This window comes from Rhodopseudomonas palustris (genome assembly GCF_013415845.1).
GTDB lineage: Bacteria > Pseudomonadota > Alphaproteobacteria > Rhizobiales > Xanthobacteraceae > Rhodopseudomonas > Rhodopseudomonas palustris_F.
In genome coordinates this window covers 1,505,897-1,527,769 of record NZ_CP058907.1, presented here as the reverse complement: position 1 = coordinate 1,527,769, position 21,873 = coordinate 1,505,897, and the positions used below count along the sequence as shown (strand labels likewise).

The window sequence follows — 21,873 nt, the reverse complement described above, 5'->3', positions numbered from 1 at the left end:
GTCTTTCTGATGCGGATGCGTGAAGGTCGGATCAGCCGGCGTCGTTCGGCGGCCAGTGCTGGGTCTTGATCTTGCTGGTCCATTCCAGGAAATCGGCCAGATCGCCCACTTCCTGATCGGTCAGGTGGAACTGCGGCATCTGCCGCCGGCCCGGGACGCCGGACGGCTGTGACGCCATCCAGGATTTCAGCATCTCGCGGGCCTGAGCCGGATCCTTGTCACCGCCCCAGCGCACCCAGACGTTGCTGAGTTCAGGAGCAAAATACGCACCCTCGCCGAGCAGGGTGTGGCAGTTGATGCAGGAGTTCTTTTCCCAAACGTGCTTGCCGCGGGCCACTGCGGGGGTCAGGGTCTCGGCGTCGGTCGATTTTGTCGCGATATAGTAGTGGCTGTGGGCGGTGAGCCCGATGAAGATCGCGAAGAAGAAGGCCGAGCCGCCGAAGAAGACATTGCGCGCGGCAGACTTGGTGAGGCGTTCAGCCATCACTTGATTCCTTTTGATGTGGGGGAGACGAAGGTGCGGCGCTGCAGCTTCGTCAGAAAAACTAATCGACCGGATCGCCGCAACTTTGTGCTGGCTCAACGTTCGGAACGATTAGCGGATGGCCTGTAGTAATGGTGAAGCGAGTGCACCGCACCCGACCAGCGCGATCCAGCCCAGCAGCAGCGCCCGCCACGGCCCGGGCGTGCCGCGGAACCCGAAGTAATCGAGCACGACCAGACGGGCTTTCAGCACCGCGACCACCATCAGCACGGTGCCGCCGGCAAAAGCCGCCACGGCACCGCGACTGAGGAGTACGCCGAGGATGGTCAGCAGCAGCAGGGCAATGGCGCTGCGGTCTCGGCGATGAAGGATGTGGATCATCGCCTCACCGCATCAGATAGACGATCGGGAACATCACCAGCCACACCAGATCGACCATGTGCCAGAAGCAGGTTCCGCTTTCGACTGCGGCGGCATGGGCGTGCCAGGCAACGCCGAGCAGGATCGCGAGCCCGAGCGCGACATGCAGCAGGTGGAATCCGGTGAGGAGGAAGTACAGCGTGAAGAAGGTGTTGCCGTCGATGTCGGCGCCGCGGCCGATCTCGCCGGCATATTCGAACAGCTTGATGGCGATGAACGCGGCGCCGAGCAAACAGGCACCCAGCGTCCAGCGCCACGTCGCGTCGCGCGCACCGTTACGAGCGGCGGCGCTGGCCTTGGCTGCGAACCAGCCGCTCGACACCAAACAGAGCGTATTGGCGGCGGCGAGCGCTGGATCGAGCTGCCCCTGCCCGGCCGCAAACGCTTCAGGTTGCAGCGCCCGCGCGATCTGGAACCCGATCAGCAGCGCGCCGAACGCGGCGAGCTCGCTGAAGATCAGCACCCACATCATCAGGTGACCGGGCAGCGAGTCGATCGCGCTGGAGCCGGACTCGATCCGGCTGTCGGTGCTGTCGGAGAGCGCGGGCACCCCCGCTGCGATCGCGTCGGTCATGGCGCGACTATAGAGGCGCCCCTCGCCGGAACGTTGTGCCGCGACAAACTCGCGGGCAATTCACCAGAGCTTGCGCCCCGACAAACAGCGCCTCCTGCCGGCCACTAGGATCGCGCCCATCAAAGCATGAGGGGCCCATGACCGAAGCCAAGCTGGGACTGATCGTCGTCTCGGTGATCATCATCGCCTTCGCGTTCGCCATGCGCCGGTTTGGCGCCTTGCAAACCACGGGCGTGGTCGCCACCGCGATCATCACGGTGGCGATTGCCGCCAGCCTGTTCCTGACCCAATAGGCAGGATTATCCTGCCGGATACAGCGCGGCGTATTCCCGCGCGTAAGGTGCGTAGGAGTCCTTCAGCGTCGCCGAATTCAGCAGCATGGTTGCGACCAGCCGGCCGGTGGCGTCATAGGCTTCGCTCCGCACCCACATGCTCTCGGTGCGCTTGCTGCCGGACAGCGCCACCACCTTGCGCTCGATCCGATACGGCTCGCCGACGAACAGCGGGCCGTGGATCAACCGGATCTCCTGGTCGGCGAACAGGCCCACCACCGGTCCGCGCACCGGCAGTCCGTCCTGCTTGCTGAGATACTGGAACAACACGCTCAGCATCTCCAGCGGGATGATCGCCTTGCCCCAGGGCGAAGCGCCGCCCGGCCGATAGTACGGCGACGGCTCGGTGATGACCTTGAGCTTCTGGTCGAGCGAGAACGGATACAGCTCGCCCATGACCTGCTCATGGTCCATCTGCGCCGCCTGGGTTTTGGTCGTCATCCCGACCGAAACCTCGCGCAGGATCACCGGATCAGCGAGCGGCTTCAGCTCGGTGAGGCGGACATCGAGCGCCGAAGCTGGCGCGTCGCGGCCAACCGAGACCGTGCCGCGCAGCACTTCGGTGCCGTCGCGCTTGGCCATGCGGATCGTAGTCTGACGGCCACCGGCCGCCGGCTTATCGACGATCGCCTGGACGTCCTCACCCTCGAACGCGGCGTTGCGATAATGCGCCGAGATACAACCGGTCTCGAACCACTCCTTGCCCCACAACCGTTCGCACAGCGGCGCGAATTGGCTGAAATGCGTCGGCCCCTCAATGGTACCGCCCTTGAAGCCGAGCTTTTGCGCGGTAGCGTCGTCGTGGATCGAGGCGTGCGAGTCGTACACCTGCGCGTGCAGCATCTGCCGCGGCTGCCGCCACGGCCCGACCAACGCGTCGCCGGAGTCATCGATCGGCGTTTCGAAAGCGGCTTGCGTCATCGTTTCGCTCCCAATGCGTTCGGAGATTCGTCGGCTGCTACCAGGTATCGATGCAGGGCCGCTTGCGCTCGGTGCGCTCCGGCGGCGTCGGCACCGAGCGCAGCCCGGCCATGACCCAGCGCCGTGTCTCGGCCGGATCGATCACGTTGTCGATCTCGAACACTGACGCGATCGAGACCGCCTTGCCGTTGGCATACAGCTCCGCGACCTTGTTCTTGTAGTAAGCCTCGCGCTCGGCCGGATCGGCGATAGCCTCCATCTCCTTGCGGAAGCCGAGGCGCACATAGCCCTCCAGACCCATGCCGCCGAATTCGCCGGTCGGCCAGGCCGCGGTGAAGAACGAGGCGTGAAAACCGCCGCCGATCATCGATTGCGCGCCGAGGCCGTACCCCTTGCGCAGCACGATGCCGAACAGCGGCACCGTAAGGCTGGCGCCGGTGACGAACATCCGAGCAACGTGGCGGACGATCGCGGTCTTCTCCGCTTCCGGGCCGACCATGAAGCCGGGCGTATCACACAGCGACACGATCGGAATGTCGAACGCATCGCAGAGCTGCAGGAAGCGCGCCGCCTTGTCGCCGGCGTCGGCGTCGATCGCGCCGCCGAGATGCTTCGGATTGTTGGCGATCAGACCGAACGGCTTGCCCTCGATCCGGATGAAGGCGGTGATCATGCCGACGCCGAAATCGCGGCGCAGTTCGAGCACCGAGTCTTCGTCCGCGATCAGATCGATGACGCTGCGGATGTCGTACACCCGCAGCCGGTTCTCAGGAATCGCCTGCCGCAGCAGCCGCTGGTCCGGCGCCTTCCACTCGGCGACCGCGCCCTGGAAGTAGGACAGATATTTCTGCGCGACCCGAGTCGCCTCTTCTTCGTCCTGCACCAGAATATCGACTACGCCGTTCGGCGACTGGAACGACACCGGTCCGACCTCGGCCGGGTGATACACGCCGAGGCCGCCGCCCTCGATCATCGCCGGACCGCCCATGCCGATCGAGGCGTTCTGAGTGGCGATGATGACGTCGCAGCAGCCGAGCATCGCGGCGTTGCCGGCGAAGCAATAGCCGGAGACGATGCCGACCACCGGCACTAGGCCGGACAGCTTGGCGAACTGCACGAAGGACGGACCGTCGAGGCCGGTCATGCCGAGCCGATCGGTGTCGCCTGGCCGGCCGCCGCCGCCTTCGGCGTAGAACACCAGCGGCATCCGCCACTGCTCGACCAGTGTTAGCATCCGGTCGATCTTCTTGTGGTTCATGTGGCCCTGGGTGCCGGCCAGCACGGTGTAGTCGTAGGCGATCACCATGCAACGTGCGGCGTGTTCGCCAAATTGCTTGGCGTTGATCGTGGCGACACCGGTGACGAGGCCGTCGGCCGGGGTGTTCTTGATCAAGTCGTCGAGCGGACGGCGGCGGCGCTGCGCAGCGATCGCGAGGCTGCCGTATTCCATGAACGAGCCTTCGTCGACGAGCTGGGCGACGTTCTCGCGCGCAGTGCGCTGATTGGTCTTGCGCCGCCGCCCGACCGAGTCGGGGCGGTTCTCGTCGAGCGTATTGGCCTGCCGCGCCAGCATCTCGGCGAGGTCCGGCCGGATCGCATCGAGATCTATATCCTCTTCGGCGACCACGTGGTCGCCTTCGACGTCCTGCGGCTCGAAATACAGGATCGGCTCGCCCTGCATCAGCGTCACGCCGTCGGCGGCAACGATGCGGCGGATGCGACCACCCTGCTCGGCCGCGACCAGATGCTCCATCTTCATCGACTCGATCACCGCGAGCTGCTGCCCCGGCCGCACCACGTCGCCTTCCGCGACAGTGATCGCCACCACGGTGCCCTGCAGCGGCGCAGCGATCGCGACCGCGCCCTCGGGGACCGGCTCCTTGCTTGCCGCGGCGGCAGCGCTGCTCCGGTTGTCGGCACCTTCCGTCGCGATCAGCGGCCGATCGAACTGCTGCGCGGCCTCGACGAGTTCGGCGACGTGGCGATCGATGAAACTGGTGCTGACCCGATTAGCCTTGAAATCGGCGTGCGTGAGGATCGCCTGCAGCAACGGCACGTTGGTAGCAACGCCGCCGATGCGGAATTCGCGAAGCGTCCGGGCGGCCTTTGCGACCGCCTCGGCCCAGTCGCCACGGCCATGCACGATCACCTTGGCGAGCAGCGAGTCATAGGCCGCACTGGTGGTGTAGCCGGCGTAGCCAAACGTATCTACGCGAACGCCGGGACCAGACGGTGGCTCGAAGATCGCCAGCGTGCCGCCGGTCGGCTTGGTCGCTCCTTTGGCGTCCATCGTCTCCATGTTGACGCGAAGCTGGATCGCAAAGCCCCGGGGACGCGGCACCAAGGCCTGATCGAGCCCAAGCGCCGTCAGCATCGCGCCGCCGGCGACCGCAAGCTGCGAGCGCACCAGATCGACGGATAACACCTCTTCAGTGACGGTGTGTTCGACCTGCAGCCGCGGATTAGCTTCGATGAAGGCGAAGGCACCGTCGCCCTCGCCGGCTTCGCTGTCGACCAGGAATTCGAAGGTACCGAGGCTGTCGTAGTTTGCCGCCGCCGCGAGGGTCTTGGCCGCGTCAACAATGCGGCTGCGCAGTCCCTCCGACAGTGACGGGCTCGGCGCGATTTCGATCAGCTTCTGATTGCGGCGCTGGATCGTGCATTCGCGCTCCCAGAGCTGACTGACATTGCCGTGCCGGTCGCCGATGATCTGCACCTCGATATGCCGGGCGTTGCGGATCAGCCGCTCGGCATAGACGCCCTCATAGCCGAACGCCGCCTTGGCTTCGGACTGGCAGCGCGCATAGGCGTCGGCGAGATCTTCGGCGCGCTCGACCACGCGCATGCCGCGGCCGCCGCCCCCGGCCATCGCCTTGATCATCACCGCCGGCTTGTCGCCAAGCGAGGCGAAGAACGCCTGCACCTCTTCCAGGGTCGACGGCCCGATGGTGCCGGCAATGATCGGCACGCCGCAGCGCTTCGCCAGCTCCTTGGCGGCAACCTTGTCACCGAACAGCCGCAATGCCTCCGGCGACGGCCCGACGAAGGTGATGCCCTCCTCGGCGCAGCGCCGCGCCAGATCGGCGTTCTCGCTGAGGAAACCGTAGCCGGGATGCAGCGCATCGCAACCCGCCGCCTTCGCCGCCGCGATCACCGCTTCGATATCGAGATAAGCCCGCGCGCCGCGGCCGGGGATCTGCTCGGCATGATCGGCGATGCGGACGTGCAGCGATGCCGCATCATCGGCGGGATGGATCGCCACAGTGGTCAGGCCCGACTCGGCGGCGGCGCGCGCGATACGGATCGCGATCTCGCCGCGGTTGGCGATCAGCAGTTTTCGGAACGGCATTGGGGATTTCCTCGGCAGGTAGCTTTGAGCCGGCAACGCCTTTGCGTCGCCGGCCGTCTCGTTTCACAGCGGCGCGTTGGCGTTAAGCTCTTGCTTCTTCACCTTGCCGGTCGCGGTCATCGGCAGCGCGTCGATAATACGGATCTCCGGAACCTTGTAGACCGCCATCCGCTCGGCGCACCAGGCCTGCAGCTCGGCCGGGGTGATGGTGCCTTCGGCTTCCGGCTTGAGCTGGATAAAGGCGACCGGTACCTGGCCCTTGCCGGGATCGTCGCGCCCCACAACGCCCGAACCGAGCACCTTCGGGTGCTGGCCGAGCAGCGCCTCGATCTCTGGCGGAAACACGCTCATGCCCTTGACCTTGAGCATCTCCTTGCGGCGGCCGAGGAAGTGCAGGAAGCCCTGCGGATCAATCGTGCCGATGTCGCCGGTGCGCAGCCAGCCATCGACCAGCGATTGTGCGGTCGCCTCCGGCTTATTCCAGTAGCTCTTGAGCAGCGACGGCGTGCGGACGCGGATTTCGCCTTCGCCGCCGAGCGGCACGAGCTCGCCGGTCTCGAAGTCGGTGATCTTGAACTCCGCACCCGGCACTGGCAGGCCGACGAAGATCGGCTGGGAGACAAGGTCGAAATCGTCGCCCTGGAAACCGGCTGTGAAGGTGTTCGAGGTGTGTGTCTCGGTCATGCCCCACGCGGCTTCCGTGAGGATCGTGCCGGTGAGATCCTTCCAGCGCTTGCGGTAGGTCGGGTTGAGCTTCTTGACGAACGATACCACCCGCACCTGGCTGAGCGAGGACAGATCGAACTCCTTGAAGCGCGGGTGATCCATCAATTCGACCGCGCCGTCGACCGGCATCGCGGTGACGTTGACCTTGTAGCGCTGGATCGCGCTCAGCACGCCGAGCGCATCCCACCGCGCCAGCAGCACAAGCGTTGCGCCGGTGAACATCGGGAAGATCAGACCGAAATTCTCGCCCGCGATCCAGAACTCCGGGAAAAACGACAGGAACACGCTGTTCTGATCGGCCACCACCGAGATGCCGTGATTGGCGGCCGCCGTGTAGACCATGTCGCGCTGAGTGTGGACGCAGCCCTTCGGCATGCCGGTGGTGCCGCCGGTATAGTTCAGCGCCGCGACATCGTCGAGCGCGGCCGGCGGCAACGGCTCCGGCTTCGGCAATGCCGCGAGCGCGGGCAGCAGGTCGGTCGCGCCCGGCACCGCTATCCGCGGGCCGCTCACCGAATCCGGCACCGGGATCGTCGGATTGGTCGGGATCACGTCAGCGAAGCTGGTGACGATCACTTCGCGCAGCGAGGTTTCGCCGCGAACCTGGTCGACCACGCCAGCGAGCTGGTCGAGCGCGACGATGACTTCGGCGTCGGTGTCGTTGAGCTCGTAGGACAGCTCGAACGCCCGCGACAGCGGACTAACCGGCACATGGATCGCGCCGAGCTTGAGGATGCCGAAGAACACGATGTGGAACTGCGGACAGTTCGGCAGGAACACCGCGACTCGGTCCCCCTTCTTCACGCCCTTCTGCATCAGCAGCGCGGCGAAGCGATCGCTCTGCTCGTCCAGATCCGCATAAGTGGTGACGTGACCGTAGAAGATCACCGCCGGCCGCAGCGGCGCCGATTTCGCCCAAGCGCGCAGATACTCGCTGAGGGCGACCTCACCGTGCAGATATTGCGGCTCGCGCGGCGTACCCTTCGGCCACGCCTTGGCCCACAGTTCGTGCAGCTTTGCGAGATAATCAGCTTCCTTGGCGTCCACGGTCATGTCTCGTCCTTGTTGTTCTTGTTTGATCAGTTGCGCTTCATCGTCGGATCGAGTGCCGCCCGCAAGGACTCGCCGAGTGTGTTGTAAGCGAGCGCGGTGAACAGGATGGCGAGCCCGGGCGGATACATCTGCTCCGGCGCGATCTCCATGTTCTGATAGGCGCGCGCCAGCATCGCGCCCCAGCTCGGATCGGGCGGCTGAATGCCGAGGCCAAGGAAGCTGAGGCTGGCCTCGGCGAGCAGCGCGGCGGCGAGCAGCAGCGTCACCTGCACGATCACCGGCTGGATTGCGTTCGGCAGCACGTGGCGCCACAGGATGCGGGCGGTCGAACCGCCGAAGCAGCGTGCGGCATCGACATACAGCTCCTGCCGCACCACCAGCGTGCGGGCACGCACCAGCCGAGCGAGTTGCGGCGCGAACACGATGCCGACCGAGATCATGCCGTTGGTAAGACCGATGCCGAGCGCGCCGGTGACGGCGATCGCGAGGACAATCGCGGGGAACGACAGAAAGCTGTCGATGACGCGGCTAATCATGGTGTCGACCCAGCCGCCCAGATAGCCGGCCAGGATGCCGACCGGCACCCCGATCAGCACCGCGATCGCCACGGCCAGGAAACTCGCATATAGCGACGCCATGCCGCCGTATATCAATCGGCTCAGCGTATCGCGGCCGAGATCGTCCGCGCCAAGCCAATGCTGTGCCGACATCGGCGCCAGCGCCGCATCGATGTCCTGAGCGACCGGGTCATACGGCGCGATCCACGGCGCCAGCAGCGAGATCACCAGCAAGATCAACAGAAACGTCAGACTGATCGCGCCGCGCAGATCGGATACGAACCAGCGCAGGAAGCGGCGCATCCGGCGGCGGCGATGCTGATGCGGAGGGGCGGTGAGCGAGACCGACGTCATGACGCGATCCTCGGGTCGAGCACGCTGTAGAGAATGTCGGTCAGCAGGTTCAGCGTCACCACGATCAGCACCATCGTGAACACCACCCCCTGCACCACCGGGAAGTCGCGATGCATCGCGGCATTGACGATCAGCCCGCCCATGCCCGGGATCGCGAACACCGCCTCAACAACGACGGTCGCGGCCAGCATGCGGTTCGCCAGCAGGCTGATGACGGTGAGCAGATTGACGGCGACGTTCTTTAAGCCGTGCCGCCACAAGATCGACGACGGCGGCAGGCCCTTGGCGTGCAGCGTGCGGACCTGCTGCGACGACAGGATCTCCACCAGCGAGGAGCGCAGTTGCCGCGCCACCTCGGCGATGCCACCGGAAGCAAGTGCGAGCGCCGGCAGGATGGCATGACTGAGCGCCGCGGCCGGGTCCTTCATCAGCGACGCGGCGCCGGTCGCAGGAAGCCAATTGAGCTGCAGCGAGAAGAACGCCACCAGCAGCATGCCGAGCCAGAAATTCGGCACGGCGACGCCCAGCGAGGCGATCGCCATCACGATGCCGTCGATCCATGAACCCGGCTTTGCCGCCGCCGCGATGCCGAGCGGCACGCCGATCACCAACGCGGTGAACAGCGCCAGCGCCACGATCAGCAGCGTGTGCGGCAGGCAGCGCTCGATCGAAGTGAGCACGGCTTCGCTCGACACCAGCGAGGTCGACAGATCGCCCTGCACGGCCTTCCACAGCCAGGCGCCGTATTGCACCAAGAACGGCTGGTTCAGGCCGTAGAGCTCGCGGATCTCGGCGATGCGCTGCTCGGAAGCGTTGTCGCCCGCCAGCGTCACCGCGACGTCGCCGGGCACCAGCTTGAGCAGCCCGAACACGATGAAGGTGGACAGCACCACCACCGGCACCGCGTGCAACAGACGGCGACCGATGATGCGTAGACGCATGGCGTTCAACATGACCAAACCCATTTGGCAGAACGGCGCCGCGAGCAGTCGCGGCGCCGTTTGATCAGCCGAGCGAGATGTTCTCGAACTTCGGCTTGCCGAGCAGGTTCGGCTGGAAGTCCTTGACCTTCGCCGACAGCGCGTCGAGCTCGTACTGGAACGCCAGCGGTGCCGACAGCGCCTGCTCCACGGTGAATCGCTGGATCTTGGCGAACACTGCAGCGCGCTCGTTGAGATCCTGGCTGGCGCGGCTTTCCTGAATCAGCTTCGACAGCTCAGGATCGGCGGTGCGGCCGGCGTTGTAGTAGGCGCCTTTGTCGAAGCCGAGCCCGTAGGTCATGCTCGGATCGGGACGACCGGTCCAGGCCGACACCAGCATGTCGAACTTCTTCTCCTGGGCAAAGAACTGCGCGCTGATTTCAGCGATGGTGCCGCGGGTGAACTTCAGCTTGATGCCGACCTTGCCGAGCTGATCCTGAATGACCTCGCCGCGCCGCACCGAGTCCTGATCGGTGTAGCCGCCGATCGTCATTTCAAGCCCGTCCTTGTAGCCGGCCTCGGCAAGCAGCTTCTTCGCCTTCTCCGGATCATACGGATAGGTGCCGGCGACGTCCTTGGCATAGGCCCAGTGGGAGCTCGGCAGCGTCATTCGGGCCGGCTCGCCAAGGCCACTGAGCGCCGCCTTGACGAAGGTGTCGCGATCGAGCGCGAAGTTGATTGCCTGGCGTACCTTGACGTTGTCGAGCGGAGCGCGCGCGTAGTTGAAATACACCTGGATGCAATACAGCGTCGGCGACGACACCAGCTTGAGATCCTTGGCGCGCTCGATCACCGGCTTCAGCCGCGCCGGCAGTTGGAACGCCATGTCGTTCTGACCGGCGACTACCGAGCGCAGCGCGGTCGCATTCTCCGGGATGATGTTGAACTCGATGCCGTCCAGGAATGGCCGGCCCTTGCGCCAGTAGTTTTCGTTGCGGGCGACGACGACGATCTCGTTATCGTTCCAGCGCACGAACTTCCACGGGCCGGCGCCAACCGGCTTCCGATCGGTGTCGTTGCCGAGCGCCTTGATATTGGTCGGCGACACCATCATGCCTGCGCGATCCGACAAGATCGCCGGCAGCGCCGTGTCGGGATTCTTCAGCTTCAGCGTCACCTGCAGTGGGCCGGTGACTTCGACGCCGTCAACGCTGGACAGGTCCGGCTTGACGTTGGAGCGCTGGTCGGAGCGGTTGCGATCGAGGTTGAACTTCACCGCCTCGGCGTCGAGCGGCGTACCGTCGTGGAATTTGATGCCTTCGGAGATATCCAGCACCATGGTGTTCGGATCGGGATACGACCACTTCGCGAGGCCTGGCTTCGGCTTCAGGGTGTCGTAGTCCCACTCCACCAGGGTGTCGTAGATCGTCCACAGGATGCTGTGGTCTGAGCCCGCACCGCCGGTCGCAGGATCGAGCGACGACGGATTGGCGGGCGCCGCGACTTTCAGAATGCCACCGTTCTTGGCGGCGAGCGCCTGCCGCGGCAGTCCGAGCACGCCGGTCGCAGCAGCGCCACCAAGCAGCGCGAGAACCTCGCGACGGCGCAGCGTGCGTTCACCGAAATCGATCACGCGCATGTTGATCCTCCCATGATTGTTGTGTTTTGTACTTGTCGTTGATCGGGTGGCGGACCGTCGGCGGTCGCAAAATGGCAGGCGACGCGATGCCCCGGCCTGACTTCACGCCACGCTGGCACCTCATCCGCGCAGCGCGGCCGCACCGATGGACAACGGGTGCGAAACCGGCAGCCGGACGGCGGCGCCACCGGACTCGGGATCTCACCTTCAAGAATGATGCGGCGATCGACCCGCAGATGCGACGGCAACGGAATCGGCTCAGCCGACAGCAGCGCGCGCGTATAGGGATGCAGCGGATGCTCGATCACGTCTTCTGCGGGGCCGAGCTCCATCAGCTTGCCCAGATAGGTAACGGCGATCCGGTCGGAGATGTGCGACACCACCGAGATGTCGTGGGTGATGAACACGTAAGTGAGGCCGAACTCGCGCTGCAGGTCGGCAAACAGGTTGAGCACGTCGCCGCGGATCGACACGTCGAGCGCCGCCACCACCTCGTCACAGACGATCACTTTGGGGCGCAGCGTCAGCACCCGCGCGATGTTGACGCGCTGCTTCTGTCCGCCCGAGAGCTGATGCGGATAGCGATCGGCAGCTTCTGGAGACAGACCAACGCGCTCGAGCGCAGCGATACCGCGGCGACGGCGTGAGGCCGCATCACCCTCGCCGACGATCTCCAGCGGCTCCATCACGCTGTCGATGATGGTCATCCGCGGGTTGAGCGCCGCGTTGGGATCCTGAAACACGATCTGGTAGTCGCGGCGATGCTTGCGGAACGCCTTGGCGCCGAGCGCAGCGGGATCGACGCCCTGATGCAGGATCTGCCCCTCGGTCGGCTTCAGCAGCGACACCAAGGCGCGCCCCAGCGTGGTCTTGCCCGATCCGGATTCGCCGATGATGCCGAAGGTCTCGGCGGTGCGAACCTCGAAGTCCATGCCGTCGACCGCCTTGACGGTGTCGTGGCCGTCACGGGTCGGAAACAGGATGCGCAGATCGCGCACCACGATGACATCTGTGGGAGGGGTCGTCGCTGGCTGGGTCAATTCACGGCTCCCCGCAAGGCCAGTTCGGTCGCGCGCCAGCAGCGGGCCGCATGGCCGACGTCGACTGCGACCATCACCTGCTCACGTTCGCAACCAGCCGCCGCATGGGTGCAGCGGGCGCGAAACCGGCAACCGGCCGGCATCGCGTTCGGCGACGGCACCCGGCCGGGGATCGACGACAGCACGCCGCGGCGGGCGCTGAGTCCGGGCAGCGAACGCAGCAGGCCCGAGGTGTAAGGATGGCGCGGCCGCGTCAGCACGTCGTCGACCGGCGCGTCTTCGACGACTTCGCCGGCATACATCGTGATCATCCGCGTGCAGGTCTCGGCGACGACGCCAAGATCATGGGTGATGAAGATCAGCGCGGTGCCGGTGCGCTCGCTCAGCGACCGCAACAGGTCGGTGATCTGCGCCTGCACAGTGACGTCGAGTGCCGTGGTCGGCTCGTCGGCGATCAGAAGCTTCGGCTTGCAGATCAACGCCATCGCGATCATCACGCGCTGCCGCATGCCGCCGGAGAGCTGATGCGGATATTCGTCACAGCGCCGCTCCGGCGCCGGAATGCCGACCTCGCGCAGCGCCTCGATCGCGCGGTCGCGGCCTTCGGCACGGCTGACCGGGAAATGCACCCGATAGGCTTCGCTGATCTGATCGCCGACCGTGAACACTGGATCGAGCGCGCTCATCGGCTCCTGGAAAATCATCGCGATGTCGCGTCCGCGCACCGCCCGCATCCGACGCGGCGACAGCTTCAACAGATCGACGCCGTCGAACATGATCTCGCCGCGCACCTCGGCGTTGTGCGCCGGCAGTAGTCGCAGCAGCGACAGCCCGGTGACTGTCTTGCCGCAGCCGCTCTCGCCGACCAGGCCGACGCGTTCGCCGGGCGCGATCGAGAAGCCGACGTTGCGCGTGATCGGCAATGAACCGCTGGCGGTCGCAAACGACAGTGACAGATCTCGCACCGCAAGAAGCGGCGCTGCGGCGCCAACCGGCACGGCTCCTCGGTCGCGCACGATGACTTGATCAACCGACACCACCGCGTCAGCTCACGACGCAGGCGTGGCGGACAGCGATAGCCGAAGCGAACAGCTTGTTTTCAGGAAGTCTGTGCGACGCGGCGAATGTGCAAAGCGCCTTGAGCCCGACATTTCGGGTGCGGGTTCGCATCTGCGCGAACGTCATCGCGACTACCTCCCTTGATCCGCGGCATGCGCACGCGGTCCGTCGCTCGTTCCAGCTTGGCTGCCGGTATCTGTCCGGCGACGGCGAAGGACATCAAAGGACACCGGTTGTCGATTGTCAACAATCGACTGTCAGGCTACGAAGAAGAGCGACACGCGAGCCGCCGTCTGGAGAGCCGAGGAGACAACATGGCAGCGACAACCTATCGCAGGGCCGCGGGAGACGATGAGGCCGCACCGGTGGGCCGGTTCTCTCTGCGCACACTGCCCGACCAGATCGCCGAAGAGCTCGGCGCCGACATCGTCTCCGGGCGTCGCAAGGCGGGCGAGCGTCTGGTCGAACTAGACCTCGCGCGTGACTTCGGCGTCAGCCGCGGCCCGATCCGCGAGGCGATCCGCATTCTCGAACGACGCCGTCTGGTCGAACTCAATCCGCGGCGCGGCGCCTACGTCAAACCGCTGTCGCTGAAGTCGGTAGCCGATCTTTTCAACGTCCGAACCGCGCTGTCGATGCTGGCAGTGCGGACGATGGCTACTTCGCCGATCGAGAGCTTCGTCGAGACGCTGGCGCGGCGCTGCGACGAGTTGAACGCGGGCGTCGAGATCGACGATCCGCTCAGCTTCGCCCGCACTACGACGCGGGCGGTCCGCACCATCGCCCGCGGCTCCGGCAACGAGCTGCTGGTCGAGCTGCTAGCCGACCTCGCCAATCAAACGGTGTGGACGACAATCTGGAAATCACCACTCGATTACCAGACCCGCAAGATCCGCCGGCAGAGCGCCGACCTGATGGCCTCGACCCTGCGGGCGATCCGGCAACGCCGGCCGAATGCGGCCGAGACGCACTATCGCGAACTGCTCGAAGGCGATCGCGACCGGGCGCTTGCGACGCTGTCGCGGATGCGCGGCGAAGCGATCGACTTCAACGGCATCGCGGCTGCAGAGAGCGCCGGTGTCGTAGGACGTCCGCCCCGCCCCTCCGGACGCGCTGCCGTGCAACCCTGACAGAGGTCTTTGTACGTCAGAAGACACTTCTTTCGCCCCAGAGCGTCGTCACCGTTAGCTACATAACGCCTTGAATTTACTCATTAATAGCTATTATTACCAATTGACGCGCAGGCTGGTTCGCGACACATTTTGAGCGGTTCCATCGCGGAACGGGCTCCCGCATCTATTTCGGTTTGCGGTGCCCTGCTGCCAGACGGCCGAGGCCGCATGCCTCCCATAAACGCCAGCTCAAATACCTCTCTGACGCCGCCCCGGCAGCGTCGGTCTGCCTATGCATAAGGAATCTTTCATGGCCCATACCCCTGCGGAGCTCGAAGCGCTGCTGATGCAGCGATCGATGTCCGATCCCGAGCTTCTGGCCGCGACCGAAGCTGCCACGGATTATCGCATCCTGCCCGACGCCACCGTGATCAAGATCGGCGGCCAGAGCATGATCGATCGCGGCCGTGCTGCGGTCTATCCGCTGGTCGAGGAGATCGTCTCGGCGCGCAAGGACCACAAGCTGCTGATCGGTACCGGCGCCGGCACCCGCGCGCGACACCTGTATTCGATCGCCGCCGGCCTCAATCTGCCGGCCGGCGTGTTGTCGCAGCTCGGGGCTTCCGTTGCCAGCCAGAATGCCGAGATGCTCGGGCAACTGCTTGCCAAGCACGGCATCTCGTCGGTCGGCGACGCCGGGCTGTCCGCGGTGCCGCTGTATCTCAAGGAAGTCAACGCAGTGGTGTTCTCGGGCATGCCGCCTTATGGGTTGTGGATGCGCCCGTCCGCCGATGGCGTCATCCCGCCGTATCGCACCGACGCCGGCTGCTACCTGGTGGCCGAGCAGTTCGGCTGCAAGGCGATGATCTATGTGAAGGACGAGAACGGCCTCTACACGGGCAACCCCAAGACCGACAAGAACGCCACCTTCATTCCGAAGATCTCGGTCGACGAAATGAAGGCCAAGGGACTGCACGACTCGATCCTCGAATTCCCAGTGCTCGATCTGCTGAAGGCCGCTCGCCACGTCCGCGAGGTCCAGGTCGTCAACGGCCTGGTGCCAGGCAATCTGACGCGCGCCCTGGCCGGCGAGCATGTCGGCACCATCATCACCGCGAACTGAGGATCGACCATGGCTGATACCAACCACATCAAGCACGTCGCCTCGCCGCTCGCGCGCCAGACGCTGCTCGACAACAATCTCACCCGCCCGGTCGCCGGCAAGCGCCCGATCCGCATCCTGCCGTGGCTGCAGGTCGTCAAGATCGGGGGCCGCTCGATCATGGATCGCGGGGCGGAGGCGATCCTGCCGATCGTCGAGGAACTGCGCGGGCTGCTACCCGAGCATCGTCTGCTGATCCTGACCGGCGCCGGCGTCCGCGCGCGGCATCTCTACAGCGTCGCGCTCGATCTCGGCTTGCCGGTCGGCTCGCTCGCACCGCTCGCCGCCAGCGAAGCCGGGCAGAACGGCCATATCCTGGCCACGCTGCTGGCCCCGGACGGCGTGTCCTACGTCGAGAAGCCGACGGTGGCGAACCAGCTCGCGATTCACCTCAGCGCGGCGCGTGCTGTGGTCGCGAGCGCCTTCCCGCCCTATCACAACCACGAATTCCCCGGCGCGCGGCTGCCCGCGCATCGCTGCGACGTCGGCGCCTTCCTGCTGGCCGACGCGCTCGGCGCGGCCGGACTGACCATCGTCGAAGATGTCGACGGCGTGTACAGCGCCGATCCGAACGCGCCCGGCGGCGACAAGGCCAAGCTGTTCGCCGAGACCAGCTATGCCGATCTCGCCAAGCACGACGGCACGCTTCCGCTCGACCGCGCGCTGTTCGAGGTGATGGCCAACGCCCGCCACATCGAGCGGGTGCAGGTCGTCAACGGACTGAAGCCCGGCAAGCTCACTGCGGCGCTGCGCGGCCAGCATGTCGGTACCATGATCAAGACCGGCGCACAGCCGGCCTGATCGTCGCGAACACGGAGGCGCGCGGCTTTTGATGCAGCACGCTTCCATCTCGCGTCGCTTTTGCCTATCCTGATGACGGTGCCGCGCCGTAAGCGCTCGCCGTCATCAGGAACGAGGGTTCCAACCATCTGCAACTCGATCGCATTACTTGCGGATCGAAGGTTGGAGCCTGCATCATGTCGATCGCACGCGCCCGGCAGGCCGCGATCATTCCGATCCTCCTCACCCTGTCATCCACGATAGCCATGGCGGCGGAGCCGAGTGGCTGCGCTGCATTCAAATGGCCGATCGATCGCGAGCGCGCGAGCCTCACCGCGTCCGATCGAATGCTACTCACGTCAGGCCAGACGTTGGACACACTGCCGACGCGGTCGATCGTTGTGTCCCTGAAGCCGTCCGCTGAAGCCGCTCTGCCGAAGTCACCCGAGCGCGGCATAGCCCCCGAGCGCTTCGCCGGCTTCATCCGTATCAAGCAGGTAGGCAACGCCGGCATCTACACGGTCGCGCTGGCGGCCGCCGGATGGATCGACGCCGTCCAGGGCGACCAAATGCTGAAGCCCAGCGGCTTCAGCGGCGCGACCGATTGCGACGCTGTGCGCAAACTCGTGCGCTACGAGTTCACCGCAGGCGAGTTGCTGCTGCAAATCAGCGGCGTCAGCACAGAAACGATCGCCCTAGCGATCCTGCCGGTGGAGTGAGCGATGCCGACGGTCCAGAACCGACGCCGCCTTGACACCGATCCGGTGCAGCCCGAGCAAACCAAGCGCCTGACGACGCTCGATCCCGGCAACGAACTCGAAGGCTTCGTCGACGAATTCACGCATTGCTTCACCGGCGAATGCCGGGTCAACGTGCTGCAGATCCTGTTTCGCATCAATCAGGTGCTGACGCAGAACGCCGACTTGGCCACGCTGGTATCGATCATCCTCGACGGCATGCGTCAACAGATGCGGATGCAGCGCGGCGCGATGATGCTGTACGACCGTCACTCCGACGCGATCTTCATTCACGACAGCTTCGGGCTGACGGAGGAGGAGCGCGGGCGTGGCATCTATGCGCCCGGCGAAGGCATCACCGGCAAGGTGGTCGAGACCGGCAAGCCGATCATCATCCCGCGGGTCATCGACAACCCGGACTTTCTCGATCGCACCCGCGCCCACAACAAGGGCCGCAAGCAGGACAAGCTGGCGTTCTTCTGCGTGCCGATCGTACTCGCCCAGAAGGTGGTCGGCACGATCTGCGCCGAGCGCGTGTATATGAATCAGCGCCTGCTGAAGCAGGACGCCGAACTGCTGGCGATGGTCGCATCGCTGATCGCGCCAGCGGTCGAACTGTATCTGATCGAGAACATCGACAAGGTGCGGCTGGAGACCGAAAATCGGCGACTGAAGAGCGAGCTGAAGCAGCGCTTCCGCCCGGCTAACATCATCGGCAACTCCAAGCCGATGCAGGACGTCTACGCCATGATCCACAAGGTGGCCGCGACCAAGGCCACCGTGCTGCTACTCGGCGAAAGCGGCGTCGGCAAGGAGCTGGTGGCGAGCGCCCTGCACTACAACAGCCCGGCCGCCGACGGCCCGTTCATCAAGGCGAACTGCGCGGCGCTGCCGGAAGCGCTCGCGGAAAGCGAATTGTTCGGCCATGAGCGCGGCGCGTTCACCAGCGCGATCGCCACTCACAAAGGTTACTTCGAACAGGCATCCGGCGGCACGATCTTTCTCGACGAGGTCGGCGAATTAAGTCTACCGACGCAGGCTAAGCTGCTGCGCGTGCTGCAGGAACGGACGTTCGAGCGCGTCGGCGGCGCCAAGCCGGTCAAGGTCGATGTCCGCATCATCGCCGCCACCAACCGCAACCTCGCCGAGATGGTCGCTGAGGGTACCTTCCGCGAAGATCTGTTCTATCGCCTCAACGTCTTCCCGATCACCATCCCGCCGCTGCGCGACCGCGGCTCCGACGTGATCACCCTCGCCGACCATTTCGTCACCACCTATTCGGCCGAAATCGGCAAACCGATCAAACGGATCTCGACGCCAGCGATCAACATGCTGATGAGCTATCACTGGCCGGGTAACGTGCGCGAGCTGGAGAACGTGATCGAGCGATCGGTGATCCTGGCGGAGGAAGGCGTGATCCACGGCTACGATCTGCCGCCGTCGCTGCAGACACCGACCGAAACAGGGACCGGCTTCAGTGGCACGCTCGAAGACCGCGTCACGGCAGTCGAATACGAGATGATCGTCGAGGCACTGAAAGCCTCGAATGGTAATGTCGGCCAGGCCGCCACCACGCTCGGCCTGACGCGGCGAATGCTCGGCCTGCGGATGGACCGCCACAGACTGACCTACAAGACATTCCGCACCGCAGGGCTGCGTCCGCGGAACTGACGTCGTCTCGCCATTTGCTTCGGACTTTTTTTGACGGCGGCTCTCACGAGCCGCCGCTTTGCGTTGGCGGAGAGCTCGCACGCAATCAACCGCCGGGTAAATCTTGACACTGGAATCTACGCCTGTCGTAACTTTCGCCGCGCTCCGCACCGAGAGGCAGAAAGTTACGGCCCGCGTCACGCCTCTGTCGGAATTTACGCTTGCAGAACATTCACGTTGCGAATTCGCGACGGGCCCGTGATCGATCCCTCTTGCCAACTTATCGGATCGTCATCGCCATGCGCTGAAGCGCCAAATTCCAGGGCATTCGTAGCGCTTCGTCATCACACTCCCGCGTCACGTCACTGTCGATGCATGCTAATGCTTAGCATCTCTTTCACTCATCTCGACGTCAGTTTTTCCCTTCGCGTACTTCCGATTCAACCTTGTCCAATGCGCACACGTTGGCACGTCCGTTGCTCTTAAGGATGGCGAGGCGATGGATCACTCATCGTCCCGGTCAATTCATCGCAGGAGCTTCGGACCATGACTCGCAAGGTGGCGATCTACGGCAAGGGTGGCATCGGCAAGTCGACGACCACGCAGAATACGGCGGCGGCGCTCGCTTTCTATCACGACAAGAACGTCTTCATTCACGGCTGCGATCCCAAGGCGGACTCGACCCGCCTGATCCTCGGCGGCAAGCCGCAGGACACCGTGATGGACACGCTGCGCACGCTCGGCGCAGAGAAGGTGACGCTGGAGAACGTCGTGAAGAGCGGCTTCAAGGACATCCGCTGCGTCGAGTCCGGCGGGCCCGAGCCGGGCGTCGGCTGCGCCGGCCGCGGCGTCATCACCGCGATCGACCTGATGGAAGCCAACAAGGCCTACACCGACGATCTCGACTTCATCTTCTTCGATGTGCTCGGCGACGTGGTGTGCGGCGGCTTCGCGATGCCCATCCGCGACGGCAAGGCACAGGAAGTCTACATCGTCGCCTCCGGCGAGATGATGGCGATCTATGCCGCCAACAACATCTGCAAGGGCCTCGTCAAATACGCCAAGCAGAGCGGCGTGCGACTCGGCGGCATCATCTGCAACAGCCGCAAGGTCGACGGCGAGCGCGAATTCCTCGAAGAATTCACCGCGGCGATCGGCACCAAGATGATCCACTTCGTGCCGCGCGACAACATCGTGCAGAAGGCCGAATTCAACAAGAAGACCGTCACCGAATTCGATCCCGCCGCCGAACAGGCCCATGAATACAAGCAGCTCGGCGCCGCCATCATCGACAACAAGGACTTCGTGATTCCGAAGCCGCTGACGATGGATCAGCTCGAAGCGATGGTCGTGAAGTACGGTCTGATGGACTGACCTGCGCTCCCCGCGCCTGACGGCGTACTTCCCGCACGAGGACAATACAATGCCATATCACGAGTTCGACTGTTCGAAATGTCTGCCCGAACGCCAGAAGCACGCCGTCACCAAGGGCGCCGGCGATAATCTCGCCACCGCGCTGCCGCTCGGCTATCTCAATACCATCCCCGGATCGATCTCCGAGCGCGGCTGTGCCTATTGCGGCGCAAAGCATGTGATCGGCACGCCGATGAAGGACGTGATTCACATGAGTCACGGCCCCGTCGGCTGCACCTACGACACCTGGCAGACCAAGCGCTACATCTCCGACAACAACAACTTCCAGCTCAAATACACCTTCGCCACAGACGTCCGCGAAAAGCACATCGTGTTCGGCGCCGAAGGTCTTCTCAAGCAGAACATCGTCGAAGCATTCAAGGCCTGCCCCGATATCAAGCGCATGACAATCTACCAGACCTGCGCCACCGCGCTGATCGGCGACGACATCAACGCGGTCGCCGCCGAAGTGATGGAGGAAATGCCGGACGTCGACATCTTCACCTGCAACTCGCCAGGCTTCGGCGGCCCCAGCCAGTCCGGCGGCCACCACAAGATCAACATCGCCTGGATCAACGACAAGGTCGGCACCGTCGAGCCCGAGATCACCTCGGATTACGTCATCAACTATGTGGGCGAATACAACATCCAGGGCGACCAGGAGGTGATGCTCGACTATTTCACCCGGATGGGCATCCAGGTGCTGTCGACCTTCACCGGCAATGGCACCTATGACGGCCTGCGGGCGATGCACCGCGCGCATCTCAACGTGCTCGAATGCGCCCGTTCGGCCGAATACATCTGCAACGAGCTGCGCGTCCGCTACGGCATTCCGCGGCTCGACATCGACGGCTTCGGCTTCGAGCCGTTGTCGCAGTCGCTGCGCAAGATCGGCATGTTCTTCGGCATCGAAGACCGCGCCGAAGCGATCATCGCCGAAGAGACCGCGCGCTGGAAGCCGGAGATCGACTGGTACAAGGAACGGCTGAAGGGCAAAAAGGTCTGCCTGTGGCCGGGCGGCTCCAAGCTGTGGCACTGGGCGCACGCCATCGAAGAGGAGATGGGCGTCAAGGTCGTCTCGGTCTACACCAAGTTCGGCCACCAAGGGGACATGGAGAAAGGCATCGCGCGCTGCGGCGAGGATGCGCTGGCGATCGACGATCCCAACGAACTCGAAGGCCTCGAGGCGCTGGAGAAGCTGCAGCCGGACATCATCTTCACCGGCAAGCGTCCCGGCGAAGTCGCCAAGAAGGTCCGCGTCCCCTACCTCAATGCCCACGCCTATCACAACGGCCCCTATAAGGGCTTCGAAGGCTGGGTACGGTTCGCCCGCGACATTTACAACGGCATCTACTCGCCGATGCACCAGCTCTCCGGGCTGGACATCAGCAAGGACGAGATCCCGGCCGATCGCGGCTTCGTCACGCAGCGCATGCTGTCGGACGTCACCTTGCCGGAGGAGATCGCCAAGTCGGAGACGCTGCGACGCTACACCGGCAAGGACGACATCATCTCTGACCTGCGCAAGAAGAACGCGCCCTACTTCACCCCGATCGTCAAAGCCGAAGCGGCCGAGTGAGACGAGAGCCCC

19 protein-coding genes are annotated in these 21,873 nt (G+C 64.6%); 8 read left to right on the top strand and 11 right to left on the bottom strand.

Annotated features, from left to right (window positions below; translation table 11 throughout):
* Positions 1-31 precede the first annotated feature (31 nt).
* From HZF03_RS07115 to HZF03_RS07105, 3 genes are all read right to left on the bottom strand, one after another.
* On the bottom strand, positions 32-484 hold the full coding sequence (locus HZF03_RS07115; protein ID WP_011157018.1) for a c-type cytochrome: 453 nt from the start codon (positions 482-484) through the stop codon (positions 32-34).
* Positions 485-595: 111 nt separating this feature from the next.
* Positions 596-865: a cytochrome C oxidase subunit IV family protein gene (locus tag HZF03_RS07110; protein WP_011157017.1), complete on the bottom strand. Its 270-nt coding sequence runs from the start codon at positions 863-865 to the stop codon at positions 596-598.
* 4 nt (positions 866-869) lie between these two features.
* Positions 870-1,478 carry a cytochrome c oxidase subunit 3 family protein gene (locus tag HZF03_RS07105; RefSeq protein WP_119019585.1) on the bottom strand — a complete coding sequence of 203 codons (609 nt, stop codon included), beginning with the start codon at positions 1,476-1,478 and terminating at the stop codon, positions 870-872.
* 137 nt (positions 1,479-1,615) lie between these two features.
* On the opposite strand from HZF03_RS07105, the gene HZF03_RS07100 reads away from it, so the two are divergent.
* Positions 1,616-1,771 carry a hypothetical protein gene (locus tag HZF03_RS07100; protein WP_012495088.1) on the top strand — a complete coding sequence of 52 codons (156 nt, stop codon included), beginning with the start codon at positions 1,616-1,618 and terminating at the stop codon, positions 1,769-1,771.
* Between the two features lie 6 nt (positions 1,772-1,777).
* On the opposite strand, the gene HZF03_RS07095 is transcribed toward HZF03_RS07100, so the two are convergent.
* The 8 genes from HZF03_RS07095 to HZF03_RS07060 all read right to left on the bottom strand — a co-directional run bounded on the left by HZF03_RS07095 (position 1,778) and on the right by HZF03_RS07060 (position 13,367).
* On the bottom strand, positions 1,778-2,731 hold the full coding sequence (locus tag HZF03_RS07095) for a hotdog fold domain-containing protein (RefSeq protein WP_119019584.1): 954 nt from the start codon (positions 2,729-2,731) through the stop codon (positions 1,778-1,780).
* 37 nt (positions 2,732-2,768) lie between these two features.
* On the bottom strand, positions 2,769-6,080 hold the full coding sequence (locus tag HZF03_RS07090) for an acetyl-CoA carboxylase family protein (RefSeq protein WP_119019583.1): 3,312 nt from the start codon (positions 6,078-6,080) through the stop codon (positions 2,769-2,771).
* Positions 6,081-6,143: 63 nt separating this feature from the next.
* Positions 6,144-7,859 (bottom strand): AMP-binding protein, encoded by a 1,716-nt coding sequence (locus HZF03_RS07085; RefSeq protein WP_119019582.1) that lies wholly within the window; start codon positions 7,857-7,859, stop codon positions 6,144-6,146.
* 26 nt (positions 7,860-7,885) lie between these two features.
* Positions 7,886-8,770, bottom strand: a complete 885-nt coding sequence (locus HZF03_RS07080) for an ABC transporter permease (RefSeq protein WP_119019581.1) — start codon at positions 8,768-8,770, stop codon at positions 7,886-7,888.
* The gene (locus HZF03_RS07075; RefSeq protein WP_119019600.1) at positions 8,767-9,723 is read right to left on the bottom strand and encodes an ABC transporter permease; all 957 of its coding nucleotides are present in this window, start codon (positions 9,721-9,723) and stop codon (positions 8,767-8,769) included. The genes HZF03_RS07080 and HZF03_RS07075 overlap by 4 nt, the downstream gene beginning before the upstream one ends.
* Before the next feature lie 52 nt (positions 9,724-9,775).
* A complete protein-coding gene (locus tag HZF03_RS07070) occupies positions 9,776-11,329 on the bottom strand; it encodes an ABC transporter substrate-binding protein (protein ID WP_119019580.1) in 1,554 nt (517 codons plus the stop codon).
* On the bottom strand, positions 11,320-12,369 hold the full coding sequence (locus HZF03_RS07065; RefSeq protein WP_119019579.1) for an ABC transporter ATP-binding protein: 1,050 nt from the start codon (positions 12,367-12,369) through the stop codon (positions 11,320-11,322). Before HZF03_RS07065 ends, HZF03_RS07070 begins: the two co-directional genes overlap by 10 nt.
* Positions 12,366-13,367, bottom strand: coding sequence for an ABC transporter ATP-binding protein (locus tag HZF03_RS07060; protein WP_179906318.1), 1,002 nt, complete (start codon positions 13,365-13,367; stop codon positions 12,366-12,368). The genes HZF03_RS07065 and HZF03_RS07060 overlap by 4 nt, the downstream gene beginning before the upstream one ends.
* A gap of 375 nt (positions 13,368-13,742) precedes the next feature.
* Here HZF03_RS07060 and HZF03_RS07055 point away from each other — a divergent pair, with 375 nt between their 5' ends.
* From HZF03_RS07055 to anfD, 7 genes are all read left to right on the top strand, one after another.
* Positions 13,743-14,558 carry a GntR family transcriptional regulator gene (locus HZF03_RS07055; RefSeq protein ID WP_119019598.1) on the top strand — a complete coding sequence of 272 codons (816 nt, stop codon included), beginning with the start codon at positions 13,743-13,745 and terminating at the stop codon, positions 14,556-14,558.
* A 292-nt stretch (positions 14,559-14,850) separates the two neighbouring features.
* Positions 14,851-15,663 (top strand): amino acid kinase family protein, encoded by an 813-nt coding sequence (locus HZF03_RS07050; RefSeq protein WP_119019578.1) that lies wholly within the window; start codon positions 14,851-14,853, stop codon positions 15,661-15,663.
* A gap of 9 nt (positions 15,664-15,672) precedes the next feature.
* A complete protein-coding gene (locus HZF03_RS07045; RefSeq protein ID WP_119019577.1) occupies positions 15,673-16,503 on the top strand; it encodes an amino acid kinase family protein in 831 nt (276 codons plus the stop codon).
* 176 nt (positions 16,504-16,679) lie between these two features.
* Positions 16,680-17,201: a hypothetical protein gene (locus tag HZF03_RS07040; protein WP_338111538.1), complete on the top strand. Its 522-nt coding sequence runs from the start codon at positions 16,680-16,682 to the stop codon at positions 17,199-17,201.
* Between the two features lie 3 nt (positions 17,202-17,204).
* Positions 17,205-18,890, top strand: a complete 1,686-nt coding sequence (locus HZF03_RS07035; RefSeq protein WP_234832317.1) for a sigma-54 interaction domain-containing protein — start codon at positions 17,205-17,207, stop codon at positions 18,888-18,890.
* Between the two features lie 525 nt (positions 18,891-19,415).
* On the top strand, positions 19,416-20,243 hold the full coding sequence (gene nifH, locus HZF03_RS07030; RefSeq protein WP_011157001.1) for a nitrogenase iron protein: 828 nt from the start codon (positions 19,416-19,418) through the stop codon (positions 20,241-20,243).
* Between the two features lie 49 nt (positions 20,244-20,292).
* Positions 20,293-21,861 (top strand): nitrogenase iron-iron protein, alpha chain, encoded by a 1,569-nt coding sequence (gene anfD / locus HZF03_RS07025; protein WP_119019575.1) that lies wholly within the window; start codon positions 20,293-20,295, stop codon positions 21,859-21,861.
* Positions 21,862-21,873: the final 12 nt, after the last annotated feature.

Bases quoted from the DNA above. Each gene is read 5' to 3' on its own strand.
- HZF03_RS07115 (WP_011157018.1), bottom strand. From the start codon at position 484: ATGGCTGAACGCCTCACCAAGTCTGCCGCGCGCAATGTCTTCTTCGGC.
- HZF03_RS07110 (WP_011157017.1), bottom strand. From the start codon at position 865: ATGATCCACATCCTTCATCGCCGAGACCGCAGCGCCATTGCCCTGCTG.
- HZF03_RS07105 (WP_119019585.1), bottom strand. From the start codon at position 1,478: ATGACCGACGCGATCGCAGCGGGGGTGCCCGCGCTCTCCGACAGCACC.
- HZF03_RS07100 (WP_012495088.1), top strand. From the start codon at position 1,616: ATGACCGAAGCCAAGCTGGGACTGATCGTCGTCTCGGTGATCATCATC.
- HZF03_RS07095 (WP_119019584.1), bottom strand. From the start codon at position 2,731: ATGACGCAAGCCGCTTTCGAAACGCCGATCGATGACTCCGGCGACGCG.
- HZF03_RS07090 (WP_119019583.1), bottom strand. From the start codon at position 6,080: ATGCCGTTCCGAAAACTGCTGATCGCCAACCGCGGCGAGATCGCGATC.
- HZF03_RS07085 (WP_119019582.1), bottom strand. From the start codon at position 7,859: ATGACCGTGGACGCCAAGGAAGCTGATTATCTCGCAAAGCTGCACGAA.
- HZF03_RS07080 (WP_119019581.1), bottom strand. From the start codon at position 8,770: ATGACGTCGGTCTCGCTCACCGCCCCTCCGCATCAGCATCGCCGCCGC.
- HZF03_RS07075 (WP_119019600.1), bottom strand. From the start codon at position 9,723: ATGTTGAACGCCATGCGTCTACGCATCATCGGTCGCCGTCTGTTGCAC.
- HZF03_RS07070 (WP_119019580.1), bottom strand. From the start codon at position 11,329: ATGCGCGTGATCGATTTCGGTGAACGCACGCTGCGCCGTCGCGAGGTT.
- HZF03_RS07055 (WP_119019598.1), top strand. From the start codon at position 13,743: ATGGCAGCGACAACCTATCGCAGGGCCGCGGGAGACGATGAGGCCGCA.
- HZF03_RS07050 (WP_119019578.1), top strand. From the start codon at position 14,851: ATGGCCCATACCCCTGCGGAGCTCGAAGCGCTGCTGATGCAGCGATCG.
- HZF03_RS07045 (WP_119019577.1), top strand. From the start codon at position 15,673: ATGGCTGATACCAACCACATCAAGCACGTCGCCTCGCCGCTCGCGCGC.
- HZF03_RS07040 (WP_338111538.1), top strand. From the start codon at position 16,680: ATGTCGATCGCACGCGCCCGGCAGGCCGCGATCATTCCGATCCTCCTC.
- HZF03_RS07035 (WP_234832317.1), top strand. From the start codon at position 17,205: ATGCCGACGGTCCAGAACCGACGCCGCCTTGACACCGATCCGGTGCAG.
- nifH (WP_011157001.1), top strand. From the start codon at position 19,416: ATGACTCGCAAGGTGGCGATCTACGGCAAGGGTGGCATCGGCAAGTCG.
- anfD (WP_119019575.1), top strand. From the start codon at position 20,293: ATGCCATATCACGAGTTCGACTGTTCGAAATGTCTGCCCGAACGCCAG.